Origin of the sequence: Pseudomonas fluorescens HK44 (assembly GCF_000217955.3) — a bacterium.
GTDB classification, from domain to species: Bacteria; Pseudomonadota; Gammaproteobacteria; order Pseudomonadales; family Pseudomonadaceae; genus Aquipseudomonas; species Aquipseudomonas fluorescens_AQ.
This window is the reverse complement of record NZ_AFOY02000002.1, coordinates 130,735-156,499: the sequence shown is the minus strand read 5'-3', so window position 1 is coordinate 156,499 and position 25,765 is coordinate 130,735. Positions and strand designations below refer to the sequence as shown.

Sequence of the window (25,765 nt, the reverse complement as noted above, 5' to 3'; positions counted from 1 at the left end):
TTTGTCCAATAGGCCGCTGTCTGGGAAAGGGATAACCATCTAGCATCGTTTCTACCCGGTGAGCAAATTGAATAAACATCAACTAGCTCACGAGGTAAAAACGACGCAGGTCAAACCCTTGAGCGATACGGTGAATATGATGAACATGATGAATATTTCAAAAGTTGCGATCTTCCTTGCGCTTGGCAGTTTAGGTGCACAAGCATTTGCAGACGAGAGCCATTCAACAGTCGCCACCCGTCAGACACCGGTAGAAAGTTACACTTACGCAACCAGGCTCGACATTAAAAAAGTCATTGCAATGACAGACACTGCTGATCAGTGCGGAACGGTTCCTGTTCAAATGATCTATGAAGACTCTCACGGTCAACAGCACGTCCTTCAGTATCAAGTCATGGGAACAGGCTGTTCAAACGGTTAAGTACTGTGCAGACGATGGAGGGTCGACACTCCATACCTGCCGCGCTAGCGAGCTCGAACGCTGTTATCTTTTCTGGCTGAGCCGACGATTTCTTCATCGGATGCCAACAAGCCAGGAATGTAATCTTTAAGAAACTCCACCCATGTCTTTATTTTTGCATCCACGAACTTTCGTGATGGATAAATGGCAAACAAGTTGAACTCTTCAAAATGATACTCCGGCAGTACGCGCACTAGCGTGCCGGCCCTGAGTCCGTCGACTGCCGACGCAATCGGCTGAATACCAATCCCCATCCCATTCGTTATGGCAACAGTCATGGCGTCAGCCGTGTTGACGTGAAACGGCGACAATGGAACGTTGACGGTCTCCACGCCTTCGGGCCCCTCAAATACCCAGTTTTCAACCGGCATTACCGTATTCACAATTCTCAAACAATCATGTTCGCCAAGCGATCTCGTGGAATCGGGAATCCCGCGTTTCTTCAGGTACGCGGGCGAGGCACAGAGAATGCTGTAAGTGATACCCAGCCGCTGAGCGACAAATCCTGAATCAGGTAGATCCCGCGCTAAAACAATCGATATGTCATAGCCTTCCTCGAGCAAGTCGGGTAGCCGATTATTCAGTGTCAAATCAAACATTACCAAGGGATAAATCTCTCTATACCTGGCAATGGCTTTGATCACGTAATGATTACCGACGGCTCCCATCGCGTGAATCTTGAGCCTGCCAACAGGCATGACCTGCGCGGTACCCGCTTCCTCTTCGGCCTCACGTACCTCCTCAAGAATTTTCTCGCAGCGCTGCAAATAGCGCGCACCCGCTTCGGTCAACGCCAGGCGTCGGGTGGTGCGGTTAATCAGACGTGTTTGAAGCCTGGCCTCCAGACTGGAGACCGCTTTGGAAACGTTAGTTGTGGTGGTGTCCAACAGCTCAGCCGCTGCCGTAAAGCTGCCGCTCTGAGCGACAGCCACGAAAAAACGCATGGTCTGGAAAACGTCCATCGTCACCACCTCCGCAGATAAGTAAAAAACCAGCATGCTCTACAGGCATGTCTCGCGTGAAGAACTATTCAAAGAGGCGGCCTTGCAGAAGACCGCCCCCTTGTCGTGTATTACTTCTTGCCCGGAATAAATCCAGGCACACCGGTTTCCACCACCGAGTTGAATCGTACCCGGGTCGTAATATCGTCCTTGATTTCAAACATGGCCCTGTGAGGCAGGGTAGAAATCGCAAAGTTTTCCTGGATATGGCTCAGCGTTGCAGACGTGGTCAGGAACGCGACGCCACGTTGTACAGACCAGGCCAATGCAACTTGAGCCGGGGTCTGTTGCAAGCGCCGGGCGACACCTGTGATCACCGCGTCTTCCAGTACGTTCGGCTGCATGCCATGCCCCAGTGGCGCAAACGCAAGGACGACAATTCTATGCGGCCGACAAAACTCGAGCAGTTCCCATTCAGGCAGATAAGGGTGAGATTCAACCTGCACGACGGCAGGTTTTATCCGGGCCGCTGCCACAATTTCTTTTAATGCCTGCAGTGTAATGTCGGATAACCCGATGGACTTGCACCGGCCTTCATCCACCAGACGCTCAAGTGCTCGCCAAGTCTCGATTAATGTCACGCCCGAGTCGTAAATGATTCGCCCCTGCTCGTCTCTTGGTTCCTGGTCTTCGCCCGGTTGAAAGGCAAAGGGTGTGTGAATGAGGTAGCAATCGATGTAATCCACTTGAAGCCGTCGGCAGCTGGCTTCAAAAGCCGGCAGAACCCGCTCGGGGCGATGGTTGGTGTTCCACAGCTTTGTGGTAATAAACAGGTCTTCCCGCCGGACCTTACCGGCCTCCAGGAATTCCTTTATGGCCACTCCGACCTTGTCTTCGTTTCGATAGCGCTCTGCACAATCGAAATGGCGAAAGCCTGTTTCCAGCGCGTGCTTGACGGCTTGTGTTGTAACAGTCAGATCGCGGAACAGCGTGCCAAATCCAACGGCCGGCATCGCACCCGATCCGTGGACAAGAGGGAACTTTGTATCGCGAAGTTCATCGTGAAACGCTTCGTATGACATGTCTTTACTCCGATGTCTGGGGCTACAGCCGCAATGGCGGTAGTGGTCTCTGGTAAAACGCAGCCGCTATTGATAAACAGTTTTCGGCTCTTCGCGGCTGGCAACACGTTGCTCAGACACACCCACCGAATTACCGCCGAGCGCCACATACAACCGCACCGTGTCGAGATACTGCGCCGTCTTCACTCTGATTCGACCCAGTAACGCCTGCTCATAGGCACGTTCCGCCTCCAGCACCTGGAGAATGCTGTTCTCGCCTTGCGCGTAGGCTTGCTGGTTCAAGCGAAAACTCGTTTCGGCCGCTCGTAACGCGTCCTCCTGCGCCAGGTTTTCCTCCGAGTCATGGTTTATGGCCTGCAGCGTGTCTGCGACCTGGCCAAATGACTGAATGACCGTTTGCTGGTAGCCGGCGAGTGTCGCCTTGTAGCCGTCGACGGCTGCCTGACGCTCAGCCTTGAGCGTGCCGCCATCGAAGATCGGTCCCGCCAGCCCCGCAGCAAGACTCCAGAGTGCGGCGCCGCCATTGCCTGAAGCGGCCTGTGCAAGAGACGCGGACAGCGTTACATGGGGATAGAGATTGGCTGTCGCGACCCCGACAGCGGCGCTGGCCATGTGCAATTCAGCTTCGGCTTGCAGAACATCCGGCCGATCGTGGGCCATTTCCGAGGGCAAGCTGACTGGCACGCTTGACGGTAAGACAAACTCGGCGAGGTTGAAGTCGGGAGCGGTCCAGTCTCCTGGGCCTTTTCCCGTCAGAACCGACAGTGCATGCCGTGCCGAATCACGCTGTTGAGCGAGGGGCGGCAACAGCGTGCGGTCCTGAGCGAGCCGCGTCTCGGCCAGCGAAACGTCGATCTGCGTGGTGGTGCCATTGGTGTGCGCCATGCGCACGAGTTCGAGGTTCTTCGCGTCATTGGCGAGCAGTTTCTCGACGGCTTCCATCTGCGCGTTTGCCGAAGCAACCAACAACGCCTGGCTCGCAACATCGCCCGTCAGGGTCAGGTACGCCGCTTCGTAGCGGTGTTTCTGCAGACTCTTAAGCGCTTCCTTCTGCTCGACCAACCGCTTGGTACCGCCAAAAGCGTCAAGGTCGAAGCCAACCCGTGGCCCGATCGAGTAAAAATTGGAGACAGATGGCTCAGACCCGTTGTGGGTCCGTTGGCGTCCAGCCTGAGCGCCAAAATCGACCTGCGGATACAGTGCCCCCTCCGCCGCGGCCACAGAGGACGCCGCTTGCCGGATCGTCGCATCCGCCGCCACGAGCTCAAGATTGCCGTCGATTGCCCGACGTACAACCTTGTCGAGCTTCGGCGAATGGAAGGCAGACCACCAGTCACCGCTGACCTTCTTACCAAGCTCAATGTGCTGTTCAGCCACCTTGTTGCCACCCTCGCCAAGACGCTGCTCGGCCTGTTGATCATAGTGCTGCGACAAGCTCGCCGGGGGCTCTTTATAGTCAGGGCCGACGGTACAGGCGGACAGGAACATCAACGCCGACACCGCACCGACCGTCGTTTGGAACTGCTGTCTGTTGAGTACGAACGTATTGGATTTCATTGGGCAGACTCCACGAAAACTAGTTGGTCGGAACGGGTTTGCGAAGAAAGACAACCAGCGGGCTCACCACCAGCATCGCCAGCATCAAAATCTTGAACTGGCCGATAACCGCGATAAAAGCCGCCTGGCCGGTGATCATTTCGTTGAGCCCCCCGAGTGCTTGCAAGGACGTCGCCGCCGTCATGGAATGTGCAGCGGCGCGATAAGGCGTCAGATGGCTTGCCAGTGCCACGTGCATCGTTTGTGTCTTGTTGAAGAAGAACACTTGCACGATGGCAACGCCGAGGGTGCTGCCGAAGACACGGGCCAGATTGAAAAAACCGGTACCTTCCGGGCGGAACTTGGGATCGAGCGTGCTGAAGGCCACCTTACTGATCGCCGGCATCAAGACACCGAGACCGATTCCCTGGAGTGCACCGGCCACCGCCACGGGCCACCAGTCCATCAACGGCGAATAGCCGAGCATCAGCCAGTTGGCATAAGCCACCAGCGCCACGCCCGCGGTAACAAAGAGTCGCGAGTCGATACGAGCAGGAACCCGGCCCATCAGCAGAAATGCACCTACAAGCCCGACACCTCGCGGTATCGTCAGGTAGCCGGTCGTGTCAGGTGGGTATCCGAGAATTTCATCCAGCATCGGCGATGTCAGGGCCATCGTCGGCAACAGCACAAAACCGAGTGCGAAAAAGATGATCGTCGACAGCACGAAATTGCGGTCTTTGAACAAATTCTTGTTGAGGAAATGCACCTTCGCGGTCAGCACATGGACAACGAACAGGTAGAGCCCCAGTGCACCTGCCAACGCCTCCAGCCAGATCTCGGGCGAAGCAAACCAGTCCAGACGCTCACCGCGGTCCAGCAGCATTTGCAACCCGATCATTCCCAGCGTGAAGGTGCCGACGCCGAAGAAGTCGAAAGGCGGACTTTTCTCAGCCTTTTTCTCGGCCAGCAACAACGTCACCACCACGAAGATAAACGCCGTTAGCGGAAGGCTGATGGAGAAAATCGAGCGCCAATCGTAATGTTCGCAGACCCAGCCACCGATACTCGGGCCGCTGACGATGCCCAAGAGCACAATGGCCGTGAACATCGAACCGAATTTCGCGCGCCGCGCAGGTGGCAGTGTTTCCGTTGCAATGGCCATCGAAAGCGGCGCCAGCAAGCCACTCGCAGCGCCTTGAATAATGCGCGCACCGACGAACTCCAACGGGGTCGTTGCCTGCATGGCGAGCAACAAGCCAAGGACGAACAAGGCTATCGCGGCTTGATACACAACCTTCAGGCCGTAGCGTCCGGCGAGCCACTGCGCAATCGGCAGGGTAATGGCGCTCGCCGCGAGGTATGAAGTGAATACCCAGCCAGCCTCGTCATCGGTCATCGACAAAGCGCCCTGAATAAACCTCAGTGCCGCATTCGGCAAAGGCAGGTTCGCCGACTGCATAAAGGTCGCGAGCAATGCGGCGAACCTGAGCGTGCGCGAACCCTCTCCCGCCGGGTTTCCAGCAAGAGAGGCGTTCATCGGTCGGTACCTGCGGTCAACAGAGCCTTGAGTGGGTGCCACCAGGGCGTGCGATAGCCGGTGTCGACTTTGACCGTGGCGCTGGTACCCGAGAAAAGCGGCAGAGCAGGATCCACTTCATCGAGTTCGAGTCGAACCGGTACCCGCTGGACAACCTTGACCCAGTTGCCGGTCGCATTTTCCGGTGGCAGCAGCGCGAAGTCCGATCCGGCACCCGGACTCATGCTGGTCACGTGGGCTTTGAATACGTGATCAGGGTACGTATCGACACTGATGGTTGCTTCCTGGCCTTGACGCATATGGGTCACTTCCGTTTCGCGAAAGTTGGCCTCAACCCAGATCTGGCGATCGGACAGCAAGGCAAAGGCTGGCGCACCGCTGTTGACGTAGTTGCCCACCTGCAAATCGTCGACCTTGGCCACGATGCCATCCTGCGGCGCATACACCGTCGCGTACGAGAGATAAAGCTGCGCTTCGTCGAGCTGAGCCTTGGCCTCGCGAACCATCGGGTGTTTATCGGCTTCGATGTCCGGATTGCCGTTCAAGGCAACGACCGTGCTGGCGATCTGCTGTTCGATCGACGCTATTCGTTGCCGGGCAACTTTAAGGTCGGTGTCTGAACGTTCGTAAATAGCGCGCGAGACGAACTCGGTGGCGACCAGCGCTTTCTTGCGGGCAAATTCCCGCTGGTCGAAATCCGCCGACTCTTTGGCCGATTGCAGTTCAGCCTGCTGCTGGCGGTAGCTTGCCTTGAGTCCATCGATGCGAAGCCGCGCAACGCTCAGCTGCGCTTCTGCACGGTTAATCGCGATCTGGAACGGCTCCGGGTTGATCCGAAACAGCACCTGGCCCTTGCGAACAGGCTGATTGTCCTCGACCGCGATTTCGACGACTTGTCCGGAAACGCGAGCGTTGATCGATGCCTTCGCTACTCGGGCATAAGCGTTATCGGTCGAAACGTAGGGCTCGCCTGTCACATAGTGTGAGTACCCAACCGCAGCGACGAGAGCAGGAACGCCCACCATAAGGAGTGGTCGCAACTTCTCTTTAAACGGTTTCTTGATGGGCCTGTCGGCCTGGTTCGACCCTGGGTGCTCGAAGGTTTGCGAAGCTGGAATGTCGAACTGTCTGGTCATGATCGAATACACCTTTAACCGGGAAATCGGGCTAACACGGGCAACGATCGCCTGCGACCCTGATGTCAATAATTGCTGTGAGGAATCAAGCTCGTGTGCGTCAGGAGGATCGCTCTGCCGCACCTGTTTCATCGCCGCAATACCCAGTTCGAGCTCCGCTGCAACAAACCTGAAATTCAGGAACTTCTGGTTCCTTAATTTTGTGCGATGGTGTAAGAATATGCCGTGACCTACCTTCATTCAAGGAATTTGTACAACATGGCACAAAATAAAACTGCAGAGGGCAAAGGCCGTGGCCGCCCTCGCGCGTATGACCCGCAGACAGCGCTGCAGCAGGCACTTGGGGTTTTCTGGAGCACCGGATATTCCGGCGCCTCTCTGGATAGCATCGCGACGGCGGCCGGCATGAATCGCCCAAGCCTCTATGCGGCATTCGGTGACAAGCACGCGCTCTATATCAAAGCGCTTGAGCAGTATTGGGAGTTTGCGGCGGCGGCCATGCATGAGGCGCTGACGGACAACACGCTGACACTCGAGCAGGCGTTGATGCGTTTCTATGAGGGGCAGTTGTCGATCTACTTCTCGGGCGAAGGCCAACCGCGCGGCTGTTTTGCGATTGGCACGGCGACGACCGAGGCCGTCGAGGATGCTGAAATACGCGACGTGCTTTCGGATCGGCTGAGCAGGCTCGATGCCGAACTCGAAACGCGTCTGCGGGCAGCAATCGATTCCGGCGAACTGAAAAGCGATGCCGACCCCGCAGCCCTCGCCGTGCTCGCATCATCCTTGCTGCACAGCATTTCGATACGTGCTCGGGCGGGCAAATCCCGCGCTGAATTGACAGAGCTTGCACGCAATGCGGTCAGCGTGATCTGCGGCTAATTGACCTCGGCACCTGTCGGGTTTGTGAGGTTTTATCGTGGGTGAAAGACTCGAAGATATTCTTGCCGAGCAGCTTGCCGTGATTTTCTGTGGCATCAATCCGGGCATGACGGCCGCCGCCCAGGGGCATCATTTTGCGGGTCGGGGCAATCGTTTCTGGCGCACACTCCATCTCGCCGGTTTTACGCCGCAGGAAGTACGCCCGGAACACGATCGGACACTCTTGCAGTATCAGTGTGGGTTAACCGCGGTGATCGAACGGCCAACCGCACGGGCGGATGAGTTGTCTTCACATGAATTCATCGCTGCCGCTGCTGATTTTGAACAAAAGATCGCACGTTATGCACCACGCTTTGTGGCGTTTCTCGGCAAAGCGGCGTACAGCGCATTATCCGGTCAACGAGAAATTGCATGGGGGCTTCAGTCAAAGACCTTTGGTAATGCCTCGGTCTGGGTCCTGCCCAATCCCAGTGGGCGAAATCGCGCGTTCACGCTGGATCAACTGGTCGGTGCATACCACCAACTCTGCCTGGCAGCAGGTGCGAGTCAGTTTCCCGGTTGATCAGGGGATCGCTTTACTTTTTCGTCAGACCGGGATAGATAGCGTGTTACGCCACTTACTTGATACCCGATGTAATTAATCGAGAGATACGATGCCCCGGCATTTTGACGATGTGCAACTGGGCAGCATTGAGCTGTTCTGTTTGGCAGTCGAGTTTGAAAGTTTCACTGCCGCTGCACAGGCCGCCGGCGTGACGCCTGCCGCCGTGAGCCGGTCGGTGTCACGCCTGGAAGAGCGTCTGGCGGTGCGCTTGTTTGTACGCACCACCCGGCAGATACGCCTGACCGAGGCAGGTCGGGTCTATTACGAGCAATGCCGGCAAGCGTTGACTCAACTGGTTGACGCGGAACGTGAAGTGACGGGCCAGCAGCAGGCGCCCTCAGGGGAATTGCGCATCAGCGCACCGACACCCTATGCGCATTTTCGACTGTTACCACGCCTTGCCGAGTTTCGTCGACGCTATCCACTGGTCAAGGTAGTCGTACACGTCAGTACCCGAAACATAGATTTCGCTGAGGAAGGTTACGATCTGGCCATCCGCGGTCGGGCGCCCGATGACTCGGCGCTGATTGCGCGCACACTCGAGAATGCGGAGCTGGTGGTTGTAGCCTCTCCTGAGTACCTTCGCCAGCGTGGCGCTCCGCAGGCACTGTCGGACCTGGAATTACACGATTGCATTCAGTTTGAACTGCCCAGCAGCGGAAGGAATCTGCCGTGGACCTTCATCGTCGATCAGCGGTCGGTGAGCGTGAACACCTCTGGAAATACCACCTGCCTTGAAGATTATCTGGCAACGATCACGATGGCCAGACACGGCGCCGGGATCGTGCAGGCGTACCGGTTTACCGTTCAGGCGCAAATCGAAAGCGGTGAATTGGTCGAGGTACTCGGGAAGTTTGGTGGCGCTACCCGCCCCTTCATGTTGCTGTACCCCCATGCCCGCTATCTACCGATGAAAGTAAGAGCGCTGATTGATTTCTTAACGGCCCCTGAGTCAGTTCATTGATTGCCAGGGCAGGTGCTCCTTCTCTGGGGGCTAAACACATGCCGATTCGGAAGGCTGCCGCTTACCCCTTCTAGTTCGGGTCCAGCAATCCTCCGCTCCAGTTGCGCGACACCCGGGTTCCGGTGAATTTCGCCACCACCATGCCCTGGGGCACCAGCCGATCCCGATAACGTGTCACCATCCGCCCCGCTTGCTCGGCAAACAGCACCACTTCGGAAGACGGATCACCCGGGCGCCCCAGAATCCGCGCAAACCGCTGCCCTTCTTCGACGAAATCGCCCAGCTCCTTTTCAAAGATCAGCACCCCGGGCTGCGGCGCGAGAATGGTCTCCATGTGGCTCATTTCTATCGCCTCGACAGGCCAATCGCCTGGCGACAGCGGCTCATCGATCACCCCGCACGCGCAAAGCCAGGCGTACAGCCCCGCAGCATCCTGCTCGGCAAGCCGATCGCTGACATCGCCCTGCCCGCGCAATTCCAGGGTCGCCGCCAGGTGCTGGTCCGTGACGCCATCGCGCAGCCAGGGCGCAATGATGGTTTCCTCGAAAGAGCCATCGCCACCGTCATCCCAGATGATCGCCACCTCCATCTTCATCGCTGCCGCCAGTTCACGGCCACGTGGCCAGAAACTGCGGTGAACATAGAGGTACGGTAACGCCTCGTCATCGGTGTGCAGATCGAGCACTACATCCGCCGTAGCCGCCAGTTGTACCAGGCTTTTTTGCCAGACCTGGACAGGGGTCGAAGGTCGGGCCATCGCTGTCGACTGGTCGAATGAACGGTTGAAATTATGGCCCGTGGCGTCGTGAAACCGACCGAGCATTCGCCCTTGGCGAAACTGCCCGATGCCCAGGGGATTGGCCTGTGGCACCACTGTCACACTGCCCTTGAGGCGGCCCTCGGCCTCGGCGACCTGGAGCCGCTGCATCAACAGATGCAGGACCAGCATCCCGGCGATTTCATCGGCATGCACCCCCGCCTGCAAGTGCACCTTCGGCCCGCCGCCATTGCCCTCGAATCGCCACACGCCGACCCGCACCGCGTCGCCGTTATTGTTCCGAACAGCAAACGAAATGTCCTGCGCCATACGCCTGTCCTCTCATCATGACTGTTGACCCCGATGCTCGACGGACTCTGGATCGAGGGATGCCTGAGCCCTGCAACGACCGGTCAACCCGTGGCGCGCTCATTACACCGCCCTGCGCAGCGGCGTCCCGCGCCGTTCGGCAAAGGCAAACAGTGCCTCGATCAGGAACGTCAGGCAGACATACACCCCGGCCACCAGCAACAACGGTTGATAGACTTGCAGGGTCTGGGCACGGACCACGTTGGCAGCGCCCAGCAGATCGATCACCGCGATGGTCGAGGCCAGCGCCGTGGACTTCAACAACATCACGGTCTCCCCAGCCAATGTCGGCAACAGCAACCGCATGGCCCGTGGCAAGCGCACCCGCAGCAGGGACTGGCGCGGGGTCATGCCAAACGCCGAGGCGGCTTCCATTTCACCTTTTGGCACCGCCAGCAGGCCGCCGCGAATCACTTCGCCCACATAGGCCCCCACCGACAGCACCAGGGCGAACACGATGTACCAGTAGCCGTCACGCAGATAAGGCCAGAGAAAACTGCCACGAATCAGCGGAAACTGCGCAAACAGGCTGCCAAGCCCGTAGTAGAAGATGTAGATCTGGATCAGCAACGGTGTCCCGCGAAACACGCTGGTGTAGAACAGGCTGGCCTTGGCGATGACTTTATTCTTCGAGATCCGGGCCAGCGCCACCAGCACCGCGAGCACAAAACCGAACGCACTGGCAAACAACAGAAGGGTGATGCTCGTTTGCAGCCCTCGGCCCAACAGCGCCGCATATTCAACTATCCACGCTGGAATCATTTCATTCACTCAGCCAAGGGCATCCAGCGACGAGTGCGTCGCTCAAGCCGTCCCGACAGGTAGTTGGACACCAACGTCACCACGTAGTACATCGCCGCGGCCGTGAGGTAGAACAACAGGTAGTGACGCGTCGAACCCGCCCCTTGCTTGGCGGTGTACAACAGTTCGTTGGTGCCGACCACGCTGATCAATGCACTGTCCTTGATCAGGTTGATCCACAGGTTGGCCATCCCGGCCATCGCATAAGGCGCCATGATCGGCAGCGTTACGCGCCGGAACAGTCCGAACCCGCTTTGGCCGAACGCCCTCGCCGCCTCGATCTGACCAAAGGGAATCGCCTGGATCGCTGCCCGAAAAATCTCCGAGGCATAGGCGCCTTGAACCAGGCCCAGCACCAGGATTGCCGCCAAAGGACCGCTGACATCCATCGCGCCGTAACCCATCCGGGCCATCAGCGAATTGAGGAGCATGGAACCGACGTAGTACAGCAACAGGATCAGCAACAACTCCGGAACTGCCCGGAATAATGTGGTGTAGCCACGCATCAGTGCCGCAATCGGTTTGGGCGCGCTCAACTTGAGACAGGCCACCACCAGCCCAATGAACAGCCCGACCACAAAGGCCCCGGCCGATATCTGCAGGGTCATCCAGAGCCCCTTCAACAGCGCACTGCCCCATCCTTGTTCGCTGAAATCGATCAACTCGAACATTGCTGGCATTTCAACTCTCCGGTTAGCAGGCGTGAGGACACCGCTGGACCTTGTGGGAGCGAGCCCGCTCGCGATGGCGGTGGTTCAGTCACCGTAGATGTTGACTGTTGTGCCCTCATCGCGAGCAGGCTCGCTCCCACAGGATCTGTGTTCAGATCAGAAAGCAGGCTTCACGCTGGTCCCGAAGTAGCTTTGGGAGAGGTCGTCATAGTCCTTGCTCGCCAGCAGGGTCTTGATCGCCTTGTCGAGATTGGCCTTGAGCTCGGTGTCATCCTTGCGCAGACCGGCGCCCACGCCTTTGCCGAAGATCGGGTCATAAGGCACCGTGCCCAGGTAGGCCAGGTCCTTGGCATCGGGCGTCTTGACGAATGCCGCCATGGCCGTGCCATCCGCCATCATCAGGTCGACACGACCGGCAATCAGGTCGGCGTTGGCCGAGTCCTGGGTATCGTAATACTTCACCTCGGCAATTTTCTCGTAGTAAGCCTTCAGGTAACTGGCGCTCACTGTCGAGTTCTGCACCGCGATGATCTTGCCCTTGAGGTCATCCGGGTACTTGTTCACCGCAGTGCCCTTGGGCCCGACAACCGCGATCGCCGAGTCGTAGTAGGCCTTGCTGAATGCGATCTGTTTTTCGCGCTCTTCGGTCACCGACATGGACGAGAAAATCACGTCGATCTTCTTCGCCAGCAGCGACGGGATGATCCCGTCCCACGCCACTTCCTTGATCTCGCACTCGGCTTTCATCTCGCTGCACAGCTTGTGGATCAGGTCGACTTCAAAGCCTTTCCATTCCCCGTTGGCCTGCTTCTCGGTGTACGGCGGATACGGTTCGGCGGCGACCGCGAACCTGATCGGCTGCGCCTGTGCCGCGCTCATGCCGGCCAGCATTACGCAGGCCACGCCGGTCAACCAGTTTGCCAAACGTCGATTTCCCATGATTGTTCCCCGTTTTTTTATGTTATTAGCGAGTCTGATAAGCGTTGACGAATTGTCGGCAACGTTCGCTGCGTGGGTGTACGAACACTTCGTCCGGCGAACCGGCTTCCTCGATCAACCCTTGATGCAAGTAGGCGACTTTGGAAGAGACATCGCGTGCAAAGGCCATCTCATGGGTCACCAGGATCATGGTCCGGCCTTCTTCGGCGAGAGAGCGGATCACCCGCAGCACTTCGCCGACCAGTTCCGGGTCGAGTGCCGAGGTGGGTTCATCGAACAGCATGACCTTGGGCCGCATGGCCAGGGCCCGGGCGATGGCCACCCGTTGTTGCTGTCCCCCGGAGAGAAACGCCGGGTACTCGTTGCGCTTGGCTGCAAGCCCGACGCGTTCAAGCAGGGCTTCAGCCCTTTCGGTGGCCTCCGCACGGCTTTCACGCAGGACCTGAGTCGGCGCTTCGATGAGGTTTTCCAGCACCGTGCGATGGGGCCAGAGGTTGAAGTTCTGGAACACCATGCCCAGGCTCGAACGGATCCGTACCAGCTGTTTGGCGTCGGACACCAGCGGCGCGCCGGGACGGTCGAAGTTCAGGTGAATGCTTTCGCCGTCCACCAGAATGCGACCCTGGTCTGGCACTTCGAGCATGTTGATGCAGCGCAGCAAGGTACTTTTGCCCGAGCCACTGGCGCCGATCAGGGAGATCACATCGCCTTCGCGGGCCGTCAGGGAGACGCCTTTGAGGACTTCGATATTGCCGAAGCGTTTGTGCAGGCCATCGACCTCGATCATGGTCTTGGCCGCGACCGGCTCAACGGTCGCTTCGCTGGTCACACGGGTGATCACCGGCCTCGGCGCTTCGCCCTTCAACACCCGGACAAAATCGCGAATACGCTGGCAGGCCTGGGCCAGCCGTTCTTCACTCAGCGTGAACGAGAGCCGCACAAAGCCTTGTGCCGGCTCGCCGAAAGCGGCCGCATCAAGGACCGCGACACCCGCCTCGCGCAACAGACGCCAGGCGAATTCCAGAGAGCTCAGGCCAGTGCCCCGCACGTCCACCAGCACGAACATGCCGGCATCGGGCGTGAGCACTGATATTCCCGGGCAATCGGATAAACCTTTCACCACCAGATCGCGACGACGGCGATAGATTTCGCGCATGCTCTGGGTTACGTCTTCATGGGCCTGCACTGCCTTGAGCGCGGCCTCCATGACAAACCCCGGCAGGCCATAGAGCATGCTCAGCATCAGGGTTTCGGCATGCGCCACCAGGGTTTCATCGGCGACGATCCAGCCGATCCGCCAGCCGGTCATGGCATGGGATTTCGACAGGCTGCCGACGACCACGCAACGCTCGGCCATGCCCGGCAAGGCCGCCAGACTGAGGTGCTCGCGTTCGAACGCCAGGCTCTCATAGACCTCGTCCACCACGACCCACAGGTCATGAGTGGTGGCGAGGTCGGCGATGGCTTGCAACTCTTCGCGGTTGAGCACCACGCCGGTGGGGTTGTTCGGATTGGAGAGGAAAATCGCCCGGGTGCGCGGCGTGATAGCCTTGGCCAGCACCGCGGCATCGAGCCGGAAACCCGAATCCGCCGCGCAGGGCACCCGTACCAGCGTCGCGCCGGAGGCCTTGAGCGTCGCCTCGTAGGTCACGTACATCGGGTCCAGGGCAAGTACTTCGTCACCGGCAGCGAGCAAGCACAGCGAGGTGATGAACAGTGCATTCTGCGCCCCCGCCACATTGATGACGTTTGACGCTTGCAGCTCACGGCCAAACAGTTGGCTGTATCGCGCGGCGATGGCTTCGCGCAAGGCCAGGCGACCGGCGATTTCGGTGTAGTGCGTGTCGCCCTCACGCAGCGCATCGATCGCGGCATCGGTAATGAAGTCTGGAGTGGGGAAATCCGGGTCCCCGACGCTGAGGATGATGACATCCTCACCACGACGCTGAGCGTCAAACGCCGCATTGTGAATATCCCAGGCAGCAACGCCCTGGCCTGAGATCCGCTCAACAAAGGGTGAAAACCGCATGCCAGTGCCTCGTTCGGGAAGAAGAAACGCAAGCCCGCAACCAGCCGGGGAAGAAGGTGGAACGAACATAGTCCAAGCTGAACAGTCGTTCAACAGAAAAGTCACGGGGGTTCGCGTTCAGCGTCAACAGGTCGTTTTTACGACAGTCGAGGCACTTTCCAGTACTCGAAGGACAGGCAGAAGTGAGGTGCGCGGTGACACCCATGACGGCGGGCAACCCGAGTGGGTTGCGCGAAGTTGTGCGTTTGGAAGCTGTTGGCGAAAACACGCAACTGCCTTGGGCACGCGCTGTTCCCGAGACGTTGGCATCGCAGGATTTGAATCTCCGAGCGATGCACGACGACTGAGTGGGTGCCAGCGGCTAGAGGCGGAAGCGCAGCACCAGGGCCTGCTGATTGTTGGCCACTTGCTGCAGGTGCTCGCCGCTGCTGCGGGTATGTGCCGCATTGCGCCGGTTATCACGGGTCATGTCGTGCAAGCGGTGCATATGCTGATTCACCTCCTGCGTGGTTCCGGCCTGTTCGTTCGCTGCGACAGCGATCTGCACAGCGAGGGCGTGCACGCCTTGCAGGGAGTTGTCCAACTGGCTGAGCGAGGTCAGCACGACCTGGGTTTCACGCTCCAGCGAATGTGCTTGTTCGGCCGATGCCTGCATCGCCTGCAAGGCTTCGGTGGAAGAACTTTGCAAGGTGCTGGTGATGGCAACAATTTCTTCGGTGGCGCTGCTGGTGCGTTGGGCAAGGTTGCGCACCTCGTCGGCGACCACAGCAAAGCCACGGCCTTGTTCCCCGGCGCGCGCGGCTTCGATAGCGGCGTTGAGCGCCAGCAGATTGGTTTGTTCGGCAATGCCTCGGATCACCGCGAGCACGCTGCCGATTTGCAGGGCGTCGCTGGTCAGGGTGTCAACCACTCTGCCCGCCCGACCGATGTCGTTCAGCAAGCGTCCCTGCTGGCCGATCATCTGTTGCAAGGTGCCTTGCATCTCGCCAAAGGCACCCCGTGCGGCGGTGCTGCCATGTGCACTGTCGGCGGCATTGCGGGCAATGTCCTGCACGGTACAGGACATTTGCTCGACGGCGCTGACGACCATTTCCAGCGACTCTTGCTGCAGGTCGAGGCGTTCGCTGGTTTGCCCGGCGGCGCTTAGAATCTCGCTGCTGGCCTGACCGACGTCCTGGCTGGATTGGCGCAGACGCTCAATCACATCGCGCCAGGCCTGAGCCATTTCATGCAGGGCCAGCATCAAACCCGCCTGCTGTCGTTGCTCGGTCGGCAGGTTCAGCTCGCCTGCGGCCAAGCGACGGGCCAGTACGGTCATATTGCTCGGTTCGCCGCCCAGCGGGCGCATCACACTGCGGCTGACCAGCCAGGTGGCGATGGCAACGGCAGCGACGGTCAGCAGGCCGAGCAGCAAGACTTGCCACATCAACTGACGTACCGGGGCAAACGCCTGGGTCTGATCCATTTCAGCAATCAGGGCCCAATGGTTGTCATCGAAGGCGATGGGGACAAACACTTTCAGCGCACCGTTGCCGTCCAGCCCCGGTTCGGCGATACGTCCCTGCTGGCCTGCCAGGGCATTGCTGACAGCACTGCCTGTGAGACCGGTTTGTGCATTGAGACTGCGGTTGACCTGGCGTTCAGGGAAACGTGCCGAGTCCGAGCGCAAGCCGGCATCACTGCCGACCAGGTAGGTTTCGCCTTTTTCCCCCAGGCCCTGGCGGGTTTGCATCACGTTATTGAGCGGGGCGATGGGTAACTCCAGAACCAGGATCATTTGTTGCTCACCGTTCGACATGACGGGGGTGGCCAGATACTGGGTCGGCTCTTTGCTCGATGGGTTGTACTGCAGGTCGCTGATCAACGGTTTTCCGCTATCGCGGCTTTGCTTCACCAGACGCGCCAGCGAGGTGTCGCGCAGGCTGTCTTCGCCGAGGTTGTGCTTTTCGTCACTGTCGCTCTGCACACTGAGCATGATGGTGCCATCGGGCATGACCAGTTTCAGCTCGCGGTAACCAAAGGTGCTGATGAAGTGTTGAAACATCGGGCGGTCGTAATGGGCGGTGCTGATCAGCGCGGTGTCGTCCAGTCCCTGGTAGCTGTTACTCAGGTTACTGGCCAGGGTGCTGATCTGGTTACGCCGCTCCTGCCAGTTATCCAGCAATTGCTGCTGTTTGATATGGGCAACCGCCTCGAGGGCGTTCAGCGTCTGTTCGCGCAGGGCCGTACTGGCTTGTTGATAGACCGTAAAGGCCATGCCCAGAACCGGGATCAAACCGATCAGCAGGTAGCTTAGGGCTAACTTCAAGCGTAACGGCATGTTCAACGACTCCACGGGTAGAAGGGTTACAGATCAAGGCATCTGTAAATTATTCTGCAAGAACCGTGCAAATTACCGAACACTCCGTTTTGTATCAGCCCATAGCGTCTACCTTGATCTTCAGTGACCTTGTGCAAATGCAGGCATTCGTGGCGCGTCAGATCCGAAGGATGACAGGCTCACCAGTGAGTTCGAGATAGCGGAGTGAGGTGTAAAGACAGCGTCGAAAACGACGACCAGGCATACAGAAGGAGGAACAGCCAAAGGGAGAAAGTGCAGTTGTCGGCATCGACGGGGAATGTCTGGGTGCCGCTTCAGCCGATCATGTCGAATCAGCTGCCTGCCTTTGAGCAACGCTTTGAATAACGTCGCCCGGCAAAGACGATCATCCTGAACTCACGCAAAACCTGGCGGTTGAGGGAATACCTGGATGAGCATAGGAAAATGGCAGGGGCGGCTGGATTTGAACCAACGCATGGCAGGATCAAAACCTGCTGCCTTACCGCTTGGCGACGCCCCTGTAGCTGTTACTGCAAGCCCCGTAAGGGCCTCTGCAAGAACGCGCGCAAATTTATCAACTTTCGCTTCGTCTGGGAAGCCCCTAAACCATATAAATTGTTTTTAAAACAGCCACTTGCTATTGATCGAGTTAAAGACCCCTCCCCTGCCCGAGCCTGAGGCAATCGTTGCAAGGGAGGGACGCTGGCTGAGTTACTTCGGTTGCGCCACGGTGCGCAAATAGGGTTTCAACGTCTTGAAGCCCTGCGGGTATTTCTTCCTGGCCTCTTCGTCGGACACCGACGTGGGAATGATGACGTCCTCGCCCGGGCGCCAGTTTACCGGGGTGGCGACCGTATGCTTGGCGTTTAATTGCAGCGAGTCGAGCAGGCGCAACACTTCATCGAAGTTGCGCCCGGCACTCATTGGGTAGATCAGCATCGCCTTGACTTTCTTGTCCGGGCCGACGATGAACACGGAGCGCACCGTGGCGTTGTCCGCGGCGGTGCGTGAGCCGCCGCTGGCATTCGGGTGAATCATGTCGTAGAGCTTCGCCACGACCAGGTTCTCGTCGCCGATCATCGGATAGTTGACCGCATGCCCCTGGGTTTCTTCGATGTCACCAAGCCAGGCCCGGTGGTCACTGACCGGGTCGACGCTGAGCCCGACTATCTTGGTGTTGCGCTTGTCGAACTCCGGCTTGAGTCTGGCCATATAACCGAGTTCCGTGGTGCAGACAGGCGTGAAGTCCTTCGGATGCGAGAACAGGATCGCCCACTTGTCGCCAATCCACTCGTGGAAGTGGAGCGGGCCTTCAGTACTTTCGGCGGTGAAGTCCGGTGCTTCATCGCCAATGCGAATTGCCATGTTCAATCTCCTTGCAGTGACTGATAGGGAAGCTGTCAGAACCCTGACGGCGGGCCCGACGGCGTTGGATGCCTGGGTTAAGCCTGGCAACGCGAATCAGTATAGGAGACGTATCAAGACAGCCGTGACAATCGCTTGGCCCGGTCTCGCGGTGGCGTCATTTTCATTTGACCAGTCGCGTTTCCTTGGAGGGTCTGTATCCAAAGTACGAGCTATAGCATTTACTGAAATGGCTGGGTGAAACAAAACCGCAGGCCACCAGCACGTCGACCTGGGACAGCTCGGTGTGTTGCAGGAGTCGCCGCGCCTCGGTGATCCGCAGCTCCATGTAATACCGCTGCGGCGTCGTGCCCAGTTGCTCCTTGAACAACCGTTCGAGCTGTCGACGAGAACGACCGGCATAAACCGCCAGTTGCTCCAGCTCCAGGGGCTCTTCGAGGTTGGCATCCATCAGCTTGACCACCTCGCGCAATGGCGCGCTCACGCAGATATTTTCCGCCGGTTTGATGCGCCGATAGCGAGACTCCTCGAAAGCCAGAATGTCCTCGATACCCTCGACCAGCGCTTTATCGTGCAGACCCTTGATCCAGTCCAGCGCCATATGGAATGCCCCCGCGGGACTGGAAGCGGTGAGCCGGTCTCGATCAATGACAAAAGCTTCGCTGGTGACATGCGTCGCCTTGGAGATTTCCGCGAGTGCGGGGCGATGTTCCGGGTGAATGGCGCAACGATACCCATCCAGCAAGCCGGCGCTGCCGAGGAACCAGGCGCCATTCCACAACCCGGCCAGACTCACGCCACGGTCTGCCGCTGCTCGCAACAGGCTGATCAGCTCATCAGTCGCCTTCAGTTCTGTCCGGTAGCCGCCGCAAATGACCAACAGGTCCAGGTCCTGGATGGCTGAAGAATCAAAACGCGCATCCGGACGAATGACCAGGCCGAGATCGCTGATGACCTCCCCGTCATTCAAGCCGAACGTTCGGGAAGCGAACAACCCGGGCCGTAGCAGATTCGCAGTGACAATCGTATCCAGCGCCTGGGTGAACGCGGGCAGCGAGAAATGCTCAAGCAGCAGAAATCCTGCCCGGGTCATTTGAGCAGGATCACTGGGATTTTCATTCAGATAGCGAAGGTTTTTCCCCTTCATGCCTCCGCTAAATTGGCGTCGTTCGATCAATGTTCGACCTACTCGGTTGCGTTAACCCACCTGTCATTTGGTGCGTCGGTAAAGCGCAATGCTAACCGCAGAAGATTCAACACCACCAGCATCATTATGCAACTGATCAGGCAGGCTGAAAGCCTTGGTGAAGCGGGTGACATGATCCAGACACATTCAGCGCGATGACCGCCCGTAACCCTGAACGGGCGTCAGCTCATGCTTCGCTATGCTTAACCAGACACCGCTGGAGCGGTTGAATACGGGCTTCGTGGCGTGAGCGCCAGGAGCAAAGGCAGGGAGATGAGGCAGCTATCTGAAAAGAGAATCGAATAATGAAAATGCTAATGATGGTGGAGTGCCCGAATGAACCCTTCAACGCGCTTGTCAGAGCCGGGAAAGTCGGCGAAGTCATCGGGCGAATCCTGGAAAGCATCAAACCGGAGGCTGCCTACTTTACCGAGCAGGATGGACAGCGCGGCGGGATTTTCCTGATCGACGTACAAGACTCCTCCCAGATCCCCAGCTTTGCAGAACCGTTCTTTCTCAACTTCGATGCCACCTGCAAGTTCCGTCTCGTCATGAGCCCACAAGACCTGCAAAGGGCCGGTCTGGAAGCGCTCGGAAACACATGGGGCTGAGGGCGATCAGTGCGGGGTGGTTTTGTCCGCCCCACACCCTCATCGAGTCGCGACAAACCCGCTGGGCAATAGCGGTTGCCGATAGCTATGATTGGAGACCATGACAGCCTCTCTCCAGATTCGACAACCCTGCCCGCCCGGTGCCTGCGATTGCAGGCGCGAACAGTTGCTGGACATACCCAGCGCGGATTTGCGCATCCTGCACCTGACCCGCCAAGAGGAAAAACGCCTGCTCGACCGGCTGGAGAATCTGCAGAGCCTGGCCGACCTCGAGCATTTGCAGCGGCGGATGTACGAGCAATTAGGCATTCGCGTGCACATCACCCCAAGCGTGCACGAAGTGCGAAGCATGCGCGGCATCGGCATTCAGCTTCTGGACCTGCCAGGGCTGTGCCGCAAAACCCGCCAGTCGATTCCGGCCGCCATTCGTCGCGGTCTGGAAAAACACCCCGAGATTGCCTACGAGCTGCTTAACGCTCACGACCTTTTGCGCGATACCTGAGGTGCCGCCCGGCGTGTGCCTCTTGCAAAGACGCGGCGGGCGACAAGCGCTTATCGAGAACGTCTCAATGGCGCAGCAATTTGCGCAGCGGCACGCCGTCCTTGAGCACGGGCGACTTGATGACGATGTAACTGAAGTACTTGGAGATGCCGATGTTCTTGTCCAGCAGGCTTTCGATCACTTCCTGATAGTGCTGGATGCTGCGGGTCATGAAGCGCACCAGATAATCGTAGCCACCGCTGATCAGATGGCATTCAAGCACCTCATCCACCAGGCGGATATTGGACTCGAACTTGGCGAAGTCTTCGCGCTTGTGATCGCTCAAGGTGATCTCGGTGAACACCGTCACCGAGTCAGTGATCTTGGCCAGGTTCAAATGCGCCTTGTAACTCGAGATGTACCCGGCCGACTCCAGTCGCTTGACCCGTTGCAGGCACGGACTGGCTGACAGCCCCACGGCATCGGCCAGGCTGACATTGGTCATGCGCCCGTCTTTTTGCAACTCAACCAAGATGCTGATGTCGATCCGGTCCAGTTTCACTAAACCTTCCATTGCGTACCTCTTGATTGCCGTTTGTAGGACAATCTTCTAGCAAAATCAGCGCCGTAAAGACAGCTGATGCTGAGCCACCAGGTCAGCCATGCTGTTAATGCAGTAATCCGCCGCACACGACGTTGCGGGTTTTGCCCGCCCGCGACAAATCAGGCACACATCGCTGGCCGCCTGTCGACTGGCAGAAGGTCGGGTCACCTGCAGGATCTCCCGGGCCTCAAGCCCATTGGCCTGTAACCAGTCCCGATCCAGCAAGGGATCGCTGGCCAGTGAAATGAAGTCGTCGGGCATGACCCCCAAACGCTCACAGAGCAGCCCTCGATCTTCGGCATCCCGATCGCCCTGCACCAGCAAGCGATAGAACTTGCGCAGGTACAACATCGCGCCGGGCGCGTCCTCGAACAGCGACCAATTGGCCACCGAACGGGCAAAACTCATGCCCTCCTCCCAACTGGCTCTCAGCCCCCAGCGCTCGGCCAACTGGCGATGGGCGAAACACAGCAAGCCACTAAAGCCCAGCTCACCGAAACGCGGGTAGAGCGCACGCACCACCTCGCTGTATTCGGCCAGTACCTGCTCCTTGTCCGGGCGACCGCCAAGGCTGTCGAGCAGCGGTTGCAGCGCCGTCCAGACTCCCGAATCGCGATCGACCAGGACTTCATCGCAATCGATGAGCAACGCTCGATAATCAGTCAGCCCCATGGTAAGCCAAGCCTCCAATAATGCACTCCGTCACCCCATGCTCCATAAATGCCCACGGGCGATACCTTGCAGTACCGCCCGAAGCGTGCATGAGCTCAGTTCAAGACGCGTGCCAATGCTGCTTCAAGAATCTGCAGCGCTTCGACGATCTGATCTTCTGTTGTCACCAGCGGCGCAAGGAAGCGCAGCACGTTGCGGTACACACCGCATTTGATCACCAGCAGACCACCGGCTCGGGCTTCGTCGATCAGCCGCTGATTCAGGTCCGCGTCCGGGGTACGCGCGTCGTCATCCTTGATCAGCTCGATCGCCAGCATGAACCCGCTGCCGCGCACATCGCCGATTTGCGGGTGACGGGCCTGCAAGCGCACCAACCCCTGACGCAAACGCTCACCCAGGGCGTCGCCACGCGCCAGCAGCTGTTCTTGCTCGTAGGCTTCGATCACCGCCAGCGCGGCGGCGCATGACAACGCGTTACCGCCGTAAGTGCCGCCCAGGCCACCAGGCAATGGCGCGTCCATGATCCCGGCCTTGCCGACCACGCCGGACAACGGTAGACCACCGGCAAGACTCTTGGCGACGGTCACCAGGTCCGGCTGGATGCCGGCGTGCTGGAAACCGAACCACTTGCCGGTACGGCCAAAACCGGTCTGGATTTCATCGAGAATCAGCACGATGCCGTGTTTTTCAGTGAGGGCGCGCAACGCCTGGAGGAACTCCACGGGCGCCGAGAGGAAACCGCCGTCGCCCTGGACCGGTTCAATGATGATTGCCGCGACCCGCTCAGGGGCGACCTGAGTGGCCAGCAACTCGTCCAGGGCCTTGAGGGCCATCTCGCTGCTGACGCCACGATAGGCATTCGGGTACGGCGTGTGGAACACTTCCGGCGCGAACGGCCCGAAGTTCTGCTTGTACGGCTGGCTCATGCCGGTCAGCGTGGTCCCAAGCAAGGTGCGACCGTGAAACCCGCCACGAAACGCGATCACTGCCGAGCGGTTGGTGTGGGCTCGGGCGATCTTGACGGCGTTTTCGACCGCTTCAGCACCGGAGGTAAAGAACGCCGCTTTATACGCTTCGTTGCCGCCGATCATTTCGCACAGGCGCTGGGCCAGATCGAGATAAGGCTTATAGGCCACCACCTGAAAACACGCGTGGGAGACTTTTTGCAGTTGGGCCTGCACCGCAGCAACTACTTTCGGATGGTTGTGGCCGATGTTCAGCACGCCAATGCCGCCGACAAAATCCAGGTAGCGCCTGCCGTCCACGTCCCACAATTCGGCACCTTGGGCGCGATCGATCACCAACGGGTGAGCGGTAACCAGGCCACGTGGCACGAATTGATCGCGCTGACGGAGCAAATGAGGGGTTTCGTCGACTTTGCTGTTCATGGCATTTCCCATCGTGAGTCCGGCAACCGGGAGGTGGTTGCGATGGTGTTCAGGTTAAGGCTTGTACGAAACGAACTACGCCGAACTTGCGCCCTGAGAAATTCGGATCGACTGTTTTCACCCTGCCAAACGGCAGATTCCTTCAGCCCGCCGAATCTGCCGGGGCATACCTGATAGAAACGGGTGCAACGCGTTTATCCCGGCCCTTTCGACAGATCCTGCGCTGGCGTTGCGCGATGATGGACAGCCTCTTCACCCTTCAGGAAATGCCCATGGCCCTGCTTTATAAAGCTGACCCGGTACGCGGCGAACAGTGGAAAGCGCTGTTCGCCGCCCACGCCCCGGACATCGAATGGCGCGCCTGGCCGGACATTGGCGACCCCAAGGACATTCAGTACCTGGCCGCCTGGCAGGCACCGGATGATCTTGCGGCTCTGCTGCCCAATCTGCGCGTGTTGTTTGCGTTGTCCGCCGGGGTCGATCAACTGGACTTGAACCGCTTGCCGACGAGCCTGCCAGTGGTGCGCCTGCTGGACCCTGGCATCACTCGCGGCATGTGCGAATACGCCAGTTTTGCGGTGCTCAGCCTGCACCGGGACATGCTGCGCTATCGCCAGCAACAAATGGCCCGGTGCTGGCAGGCTCACTTGCTGCAACCGGCGGCCAAGCGCCGGGTTGGCGTCATGGGCCTCGGGACCCAGGCCCGACAGATTCTGGCGACCTTGCAGCCCCTGGGTTTTGCGTTGTCCGGCTGGGCGCGCAGTGCCCATCAAGTCCCGGGCGTCGATTGCCATGCCGGAAGCGAGCAACTGCCAGCGTTCCTGAGCCAGTGCGACATTCTGCTATGCGTACTGCCGCTGACCGAACAGACCCAAGGCATTCTCGACCGCACGCTGTTCCGGCAACTTCCCCGTGGCGCGGCGCTGATCAACATGGGCCGTGGCGGGCATCTGGTGGAAAGCGATTTGCTGGAGGCGCTGGACAGCGGACAACTGAGCGGTGCCGTACTCGATGTGCTGCAGGAAGAACCGGCGCCGGTGGATCATCCGTTTTGGGACCATCCGCAGATTCTGCTGACCCCGCACATTGCAGCGATGACACAGCCAGAAAGTGCGTTCGGGGTGTTGCTGGAGAATATTCGGTGCCATCAAAGTGGCAAGCCGATGGTCGGCCAGATCGATCGCACCCAAGGCTACTGAACACACAAAAATCAAAATGTGGGAGCGAGCCTGCTCGCGATAGCGGACTGTCAGTCAACATCACTGCTGAATGTCAGGCCCTCATCGCGAGCAGGCTCGCACACAGTAGTTCGGTGGGTGACTTACAGTCTGTCGGCAATCGCCTTTCCGACATCCTGAGTCGAGCCCTTCCCGCCCAGATCCGGCGTGATCGGCCCTTCGGCAATCACCCGCTCGATCGCCTGCAAAATCCCGTCATGCGCCGCGCGATAGCGCTCATCACCGTTTCCGAGGAAATCGAGCATCAACGCCCCGGACCAGATCATCGCAATCGGGTTGGCGATGTTCTGCCCATAGATATCCGGTGCCGAGCCATGCACCGGTTCGAACAGCGACGGAAAACGCCGCTCCGGATCAAGATTCGCCGACGGCGCAATGCCGATGGTGCCAGCGCAGGCCGGACCGAGGTCGGAGAGAATATCGCCGAACAGGTTCGACGCCACCACCACGTCAAAGCGGTCCGGTTGCAGCACGAAACGCGCACACAGAATGTCGATGTGCTGCTTGTCCCAGGTGATCTCCGGGTACTGCGCGGCCATCAATGCGGTGCGCTCGTCCCAGTACGGCATGCTGATGGAAATGCCGTTGGACTTGGTCGCCGCCGTCAGGCGTTTGCGTGGCCGGGTCTGGGCCAGCTCGAAAGCGAACTTGAGAATCCGGTCGACGCCGCGCCGGGTGAACACCGACTCTTGCAGCACGAACTCATGCTCGGTGCCTTCGAACATCTTGCCGCCGACCGAGGAATATTCGCCTTCGGTGTTCTCGCGAATCACCACGAAATCGATGTCCCCCGGCTTGCGCCCAGCCAATGGGCACGGCACACCGGGGAACAGCCGCACCGGGCGGATGTTCACGTACTGGTCGAAATCCCGACGAAACTTCAGCAGCGAACCCCACAGGGAAATGTGATCCGGCACTTTGTCCGGCCAACCCACGGCGCCGAAGTAGATCGCGTCAAAGCCCTTGAGCTGTTCGAACCAGTCGTCGGGCATCATCTGCCCATGCTCCAGGTAGTAATCGCAATGGGCCCAGTCGAGCACCTCGATGCTCAACTCCAGCTGCCATTTCTTCGCGGCCTGCTCCAGTACCCGCAACCCTTCGGGCAGGACTTCCTTGCCGATGCCATCGCCGGCAATCGCAGCGATTCTGAATGTCTTGCTCATCAATCGTGGCTCCCCGTGTCTGTGAG

The 25,765-nt window shown here is 58.8% G+C and carries 24 protein-coding genes and 1 tRNA gene; 7 read left to right on the top strand and 18 right to left on the bottom strand.

The window, feature by feature from the left end:
- Positions 1-148 precede the first annotated feature (148 nt).
- Positions 149-421 (top strand): DUF2790 domain-containing protein, encoded by a 273-nt coding sequence (locus tag HK44_RS00965; protein WP_024264667.1) that lies wholly within the window; start codon positions 149-151, stop codon positions 419-421.
- Positions 422-465: 44 nt separating this feature from the next.
- Here HK44_RS00965 and HK44_RS00960 read toward each other — a convergent pair whose 3' ends face one another.
- The 5 genes from HK44_RS00960 to HK44_RS00940 all read right to left on the bottom strand — a co-directional run bounded on the left by HK44_RS00960 (position 466) and on the right by HK44_RS00940 (position 6,695).
- Entirely contained in the window at positions 466-1,422 is a 957-nt protein-coding gene (locus tag HK44_RS00960) for a LysR family transcriptional regulator (RefSeq protein ID WP_024264666.1), read from the bottom strand.
- Positions 1,423-1,532: 110 nt separating this feature from the next.
- A complete protein-coding gene (locus HK44_RS00955; protein ID WP_019689762.1) occupies positions 1,533-2,483 on the bottom strand; it encodes an aldo/keto reductase in 951 nt (316 codons plus the stop codon).
- Positions 2,484-2,549: 66 nt separating this feature from the next.
- Positions 2,550-4,040: an efflux transporter outer membrane subunit gene (locus HK44_RS00950; protein WP_019689761.1), complete on the bottom strand. Its 1,491-nt coding sequence runs from the start codon at positions 4,038-4,040 to the stop codon at positions 2,550-2,552.
- A 19-nt stretch (positions 4,041-4,059) separates the two neighbouring features.
- The gene (locus HK44_RS00945) at positions 4,060-5,559 is read right to left on the bottom strand and encodes a DHA2 family efflux MFS transporter permease subunit (RefSeq protein ID WP_020723508.1); all 1,500 of its coding nucleotides are present in this window, start codon (positions 5,557-5,559) and stop codon (positions 4,060-4,062) included.
- Complete coding sequence (locus HK44_RS00940) at positions 5,556-6,695, bottom strand: HlyD family secretion protein (protein WP_019689759.1); 1,140 nt, start codon at positions 6,693-6,695, stop codon at positions 5,556-5,558. Before HK44_RS00940 ends, HK44_RS00945 begins: the two co-directional genes overlap by 4 nt.
- A gap of 258 nt (positions 6,696-6,953) precedes the next feature.
- Here HK44_RS00940 and HK44_RS00935 point away from each other — a divergent pair, with 258 nt between their 5' ends.
- The 3 genes from HK44_RS00935 (at position 6,954) to HK44_RS00925 (ending at position 9,145) form a co-directional block, all read left to right on the top strand.
- Positions 6,954-7,577, top strand: a complete 624-nt coding sequence (locus HK44_RS00935) for a TetR/AcrR family transcriptional regulator (RefSeq protein WP_019689758.1) — start codon at positions 6,954-6,956, stop codon at positions 7,575-7,577.
- A 37-nt stretch (positions 7,578-7,614) separates the two neighbouring features.
- Complete coding sequence (gene mug, locus HK44_RS00930) at positions 7,615-8,139, top strand: G/U mismatch-specific DNA glycosylase (RefSeq protein ID WP_019689757.1); 525 nt, start codon at positions 7,615-7,617, stop codon at positions 8,137-8,139.
- Between the two features lie 91 nt (positions 8,140-8,230).
- Positions 8,231-9,145, top strand: a complete 915-nt coding sequence (locus HK44_RS00925) for a LysR family transcriptional regulator (RefSeq protein WP_019689756.1) — start codon at positions 8,231-8,233, stop codon at positions 9,143-9,145.
- A gap of 70 nt (positions 9,146-9,215) precedes the next feature.
- On the opposite strand, the gene HK44_RS00920 is transcribed toward HK44_RS00925, so the two are convergent.
- From HK44_RS00920 to HK44_RS00880, 9 genes are all read right to left on the bottom strand, one after another.
- Positions 9,216-10,232, bottom strand: coding sequence for a succinylglutamate desuccinylase/aspartoacylase domain-containing protein (locus tag HK44_RS00920; protein WP_019689755.1), 1,017 nt, complete (start codon positions 10,230-10,232; stop codon positions 9,216-9,218).
- A gap of 102 nt (positions 10,233-10,334) precedes the next feature.
- Positions 10,335-11,033: an ABC transporter permease gene (locus HK44_RS00915; RefSeq protein WP_024264665.1), complete on the bottom strand. Its 699-nt coding sequence runs from the start codon at positions 11,031-11,033 to the stop codon at positions 10,335-10,337.
- Positions 11,034-11,038: 5 nt separating this feature from the next.
- Positions 11,039-11,752, bottom strand: coding sequence for an ABC transporter permease (locus HK44_RS00910; protein WP_019689753.1), 714 nt, complete (start codon positions 11,750-11,752; stop codon positions 11,039-11,041).
- A gap of 147 nt (positions 11,753-11,899) precedes the next feature.
- A complete protein-coding gene (locus HK44_RS00905; RefSeq protein WP_019689752.1) occupies positions 11,900-12,682 on the bottom strand; it encodes a transporter substrate-binding domain-containing protein in 783 nt (260 codons plus the stop codon).
- 25 nt (positions 12,683-12,707) lie between these two features.
- Positions 12,708-14,711 (bottom strand): aminotransferase class I/II-fold pyridoxal phosphate-dependent enzyme, encoded by a 2,004-nt coding sequence (locus tag HK44_RS30080; RefSeq protein ID WP_033865187.1) that lies wholly within the window; start codon positions 14,709-14,711, stop codon positions 12,708-12,710.
- Between the two features lie 361 nt (positions 14,712-15,072).
- On the bottom strand, positions 15,073-17,031 hold the full coding sequence (locus HK44_RS00895) for a methyl-accepting chemotaxis protein (RefSeq protein WP_019689751.1): 1,959 nt from the start codon (positions 17,029-17,031) through the stop codon (positions 15,073-15,075).
- Between the two features lie 445 nt (positions 17,032-17,476).
- Positions 17,477-17,551, bottom strand: a tRNA-Gln gene (locus HK44_RS00890).
- A 191-nt stretch (positions 17,552-17,742) separates the two neighbouring features.
- Positions 17,743-18,396: a peroxiredoxin gene (locus HK44_RS00885; protein ID WP_019689750.1), complete on the bottom strand. Its 654-nt coding sequence runs from the start codon at positions 18,394-18,396 to the stop codon at positions 17,743-17,745.
- A 163-nt stretch (positions 18,397-18,559) separates the two neighbouring features.
- A complete protein-coding gene (locus HK44_RS00880) occupies positions 18,560-19,573 on the bottom strand; it encodes a GlxA family transcriptional regulator (RefSeq protein WP_019689749.1) in 1,014 nt (337 codons plus the stop codon).
- A gap of 314 nt (positions 19,574-19,887) precedes the next feature.
- On the opposite strand from HK44_RS00880, the gene HK44_RS00875 reads away from it, so the two are divergent.
- Positions 19,888-20,193: a hypothetical protein gene (locus HK44_RS00875; protein ID WP_019689748.1), complete on the top strand. Its 306-nt coding sequence runs from the start codon at positions 19,888-19,890 to the stop codon at positions 20,191-20,193.
- A 100-nt stretch (positions 20,194-20,293) separates the two neighbouring features.
- Positions 20,294-20,695, top strand: a complete 402-nt coding sequence (locus HK44_RS00870) for a hypothetical protein (protein WP_019689747.1) — start codon at positions 20,294-20,296, stop codon at positions 20,693-20,695.
- Between the two features lie 64 nt (positions 20,696-20,759).
- Here HK44_RS00870 and HK44_RS00865 read toward each other — a convergent pair whose 3' ends face one another.
- The 3 genes from HK44_RS00865 to gabT form a co-directional block, all read right to left on the bottom strand.
- Positions 20,760-21,248 carry an Lrp/AsnC family transcriptional regulator gene (locus HK44_RS00865; RefSeq protein WP_008055821.1) on the bottom strand — a complete coding sequence of 163 codons (489 nt, stop codon included), beginning with the start codon at positions 21,246-21,248 and terminating at the stop codon, positions 20,760-20,762.
- Positions 21,249-21,293: 45 nt separating this feature from the next.
- The gene (locus HK44_RS00860; RefSeq protein WP_019689746.1) at positions 21,294-21,950 is read right to left on the bottom strand and encodes a 2-haloalkanoic acid dehalogenase; all 657 of its coding nucleotides are present in this window, start codon (positions 21,948-21,950) and stop codon (positions 21,294-21,296) included.
- Positions 21,951-22,045: 95 nt separating this feature from the next.
- The gene (gene gabT / locus HK44_RS00855) at positions 22,046-23,338 is read right to left on the bottom strand and encodes a 4-aminobutyrate--2-oxoglutarate transaminase (protein WP_019689745.1); all 1,293 of its coding nucleotides are present in this window, start codon (positions 23,336-23,338) and stop codon (positions 22,046-22,048) included.
- A 272-nt stretch (positions 23,339-23,610) separates the two neighbouring features.
- Here gabT and HK44_RS00850 point away from each other — a divergent pair, with 272 nt between their 5' ends.
- Complete coding sequence (locus HK44_RS00850; protein ID WP_024264664.1) at positions 23,611-24,537, top strand: 2-hydroxyacid dehydrogenase; 927 nt, start codon at positions 23,611-23,613, stop codon at positions 24,535-24,537.
- Between the two features lie 122 nt (positions 24,538-24,659).
- On the opposite strand, the gene HK44_RS00845 is transcribed toward HK44_RS00850, so the two are convergent.
- Complete coding sequence (locus HK44_RS00845) at positions 24,660-25,739, bottom strand: tartrate dehydrogenase (RefSeq protein ID WP_019689743.1); 1,080 nt, start codon at positions 25,737-25,739, stop codon at positions 24,660-24,662.
- Between the last annotated feature and the right edge of the window lie 26 nt (positions 25,740-25,765).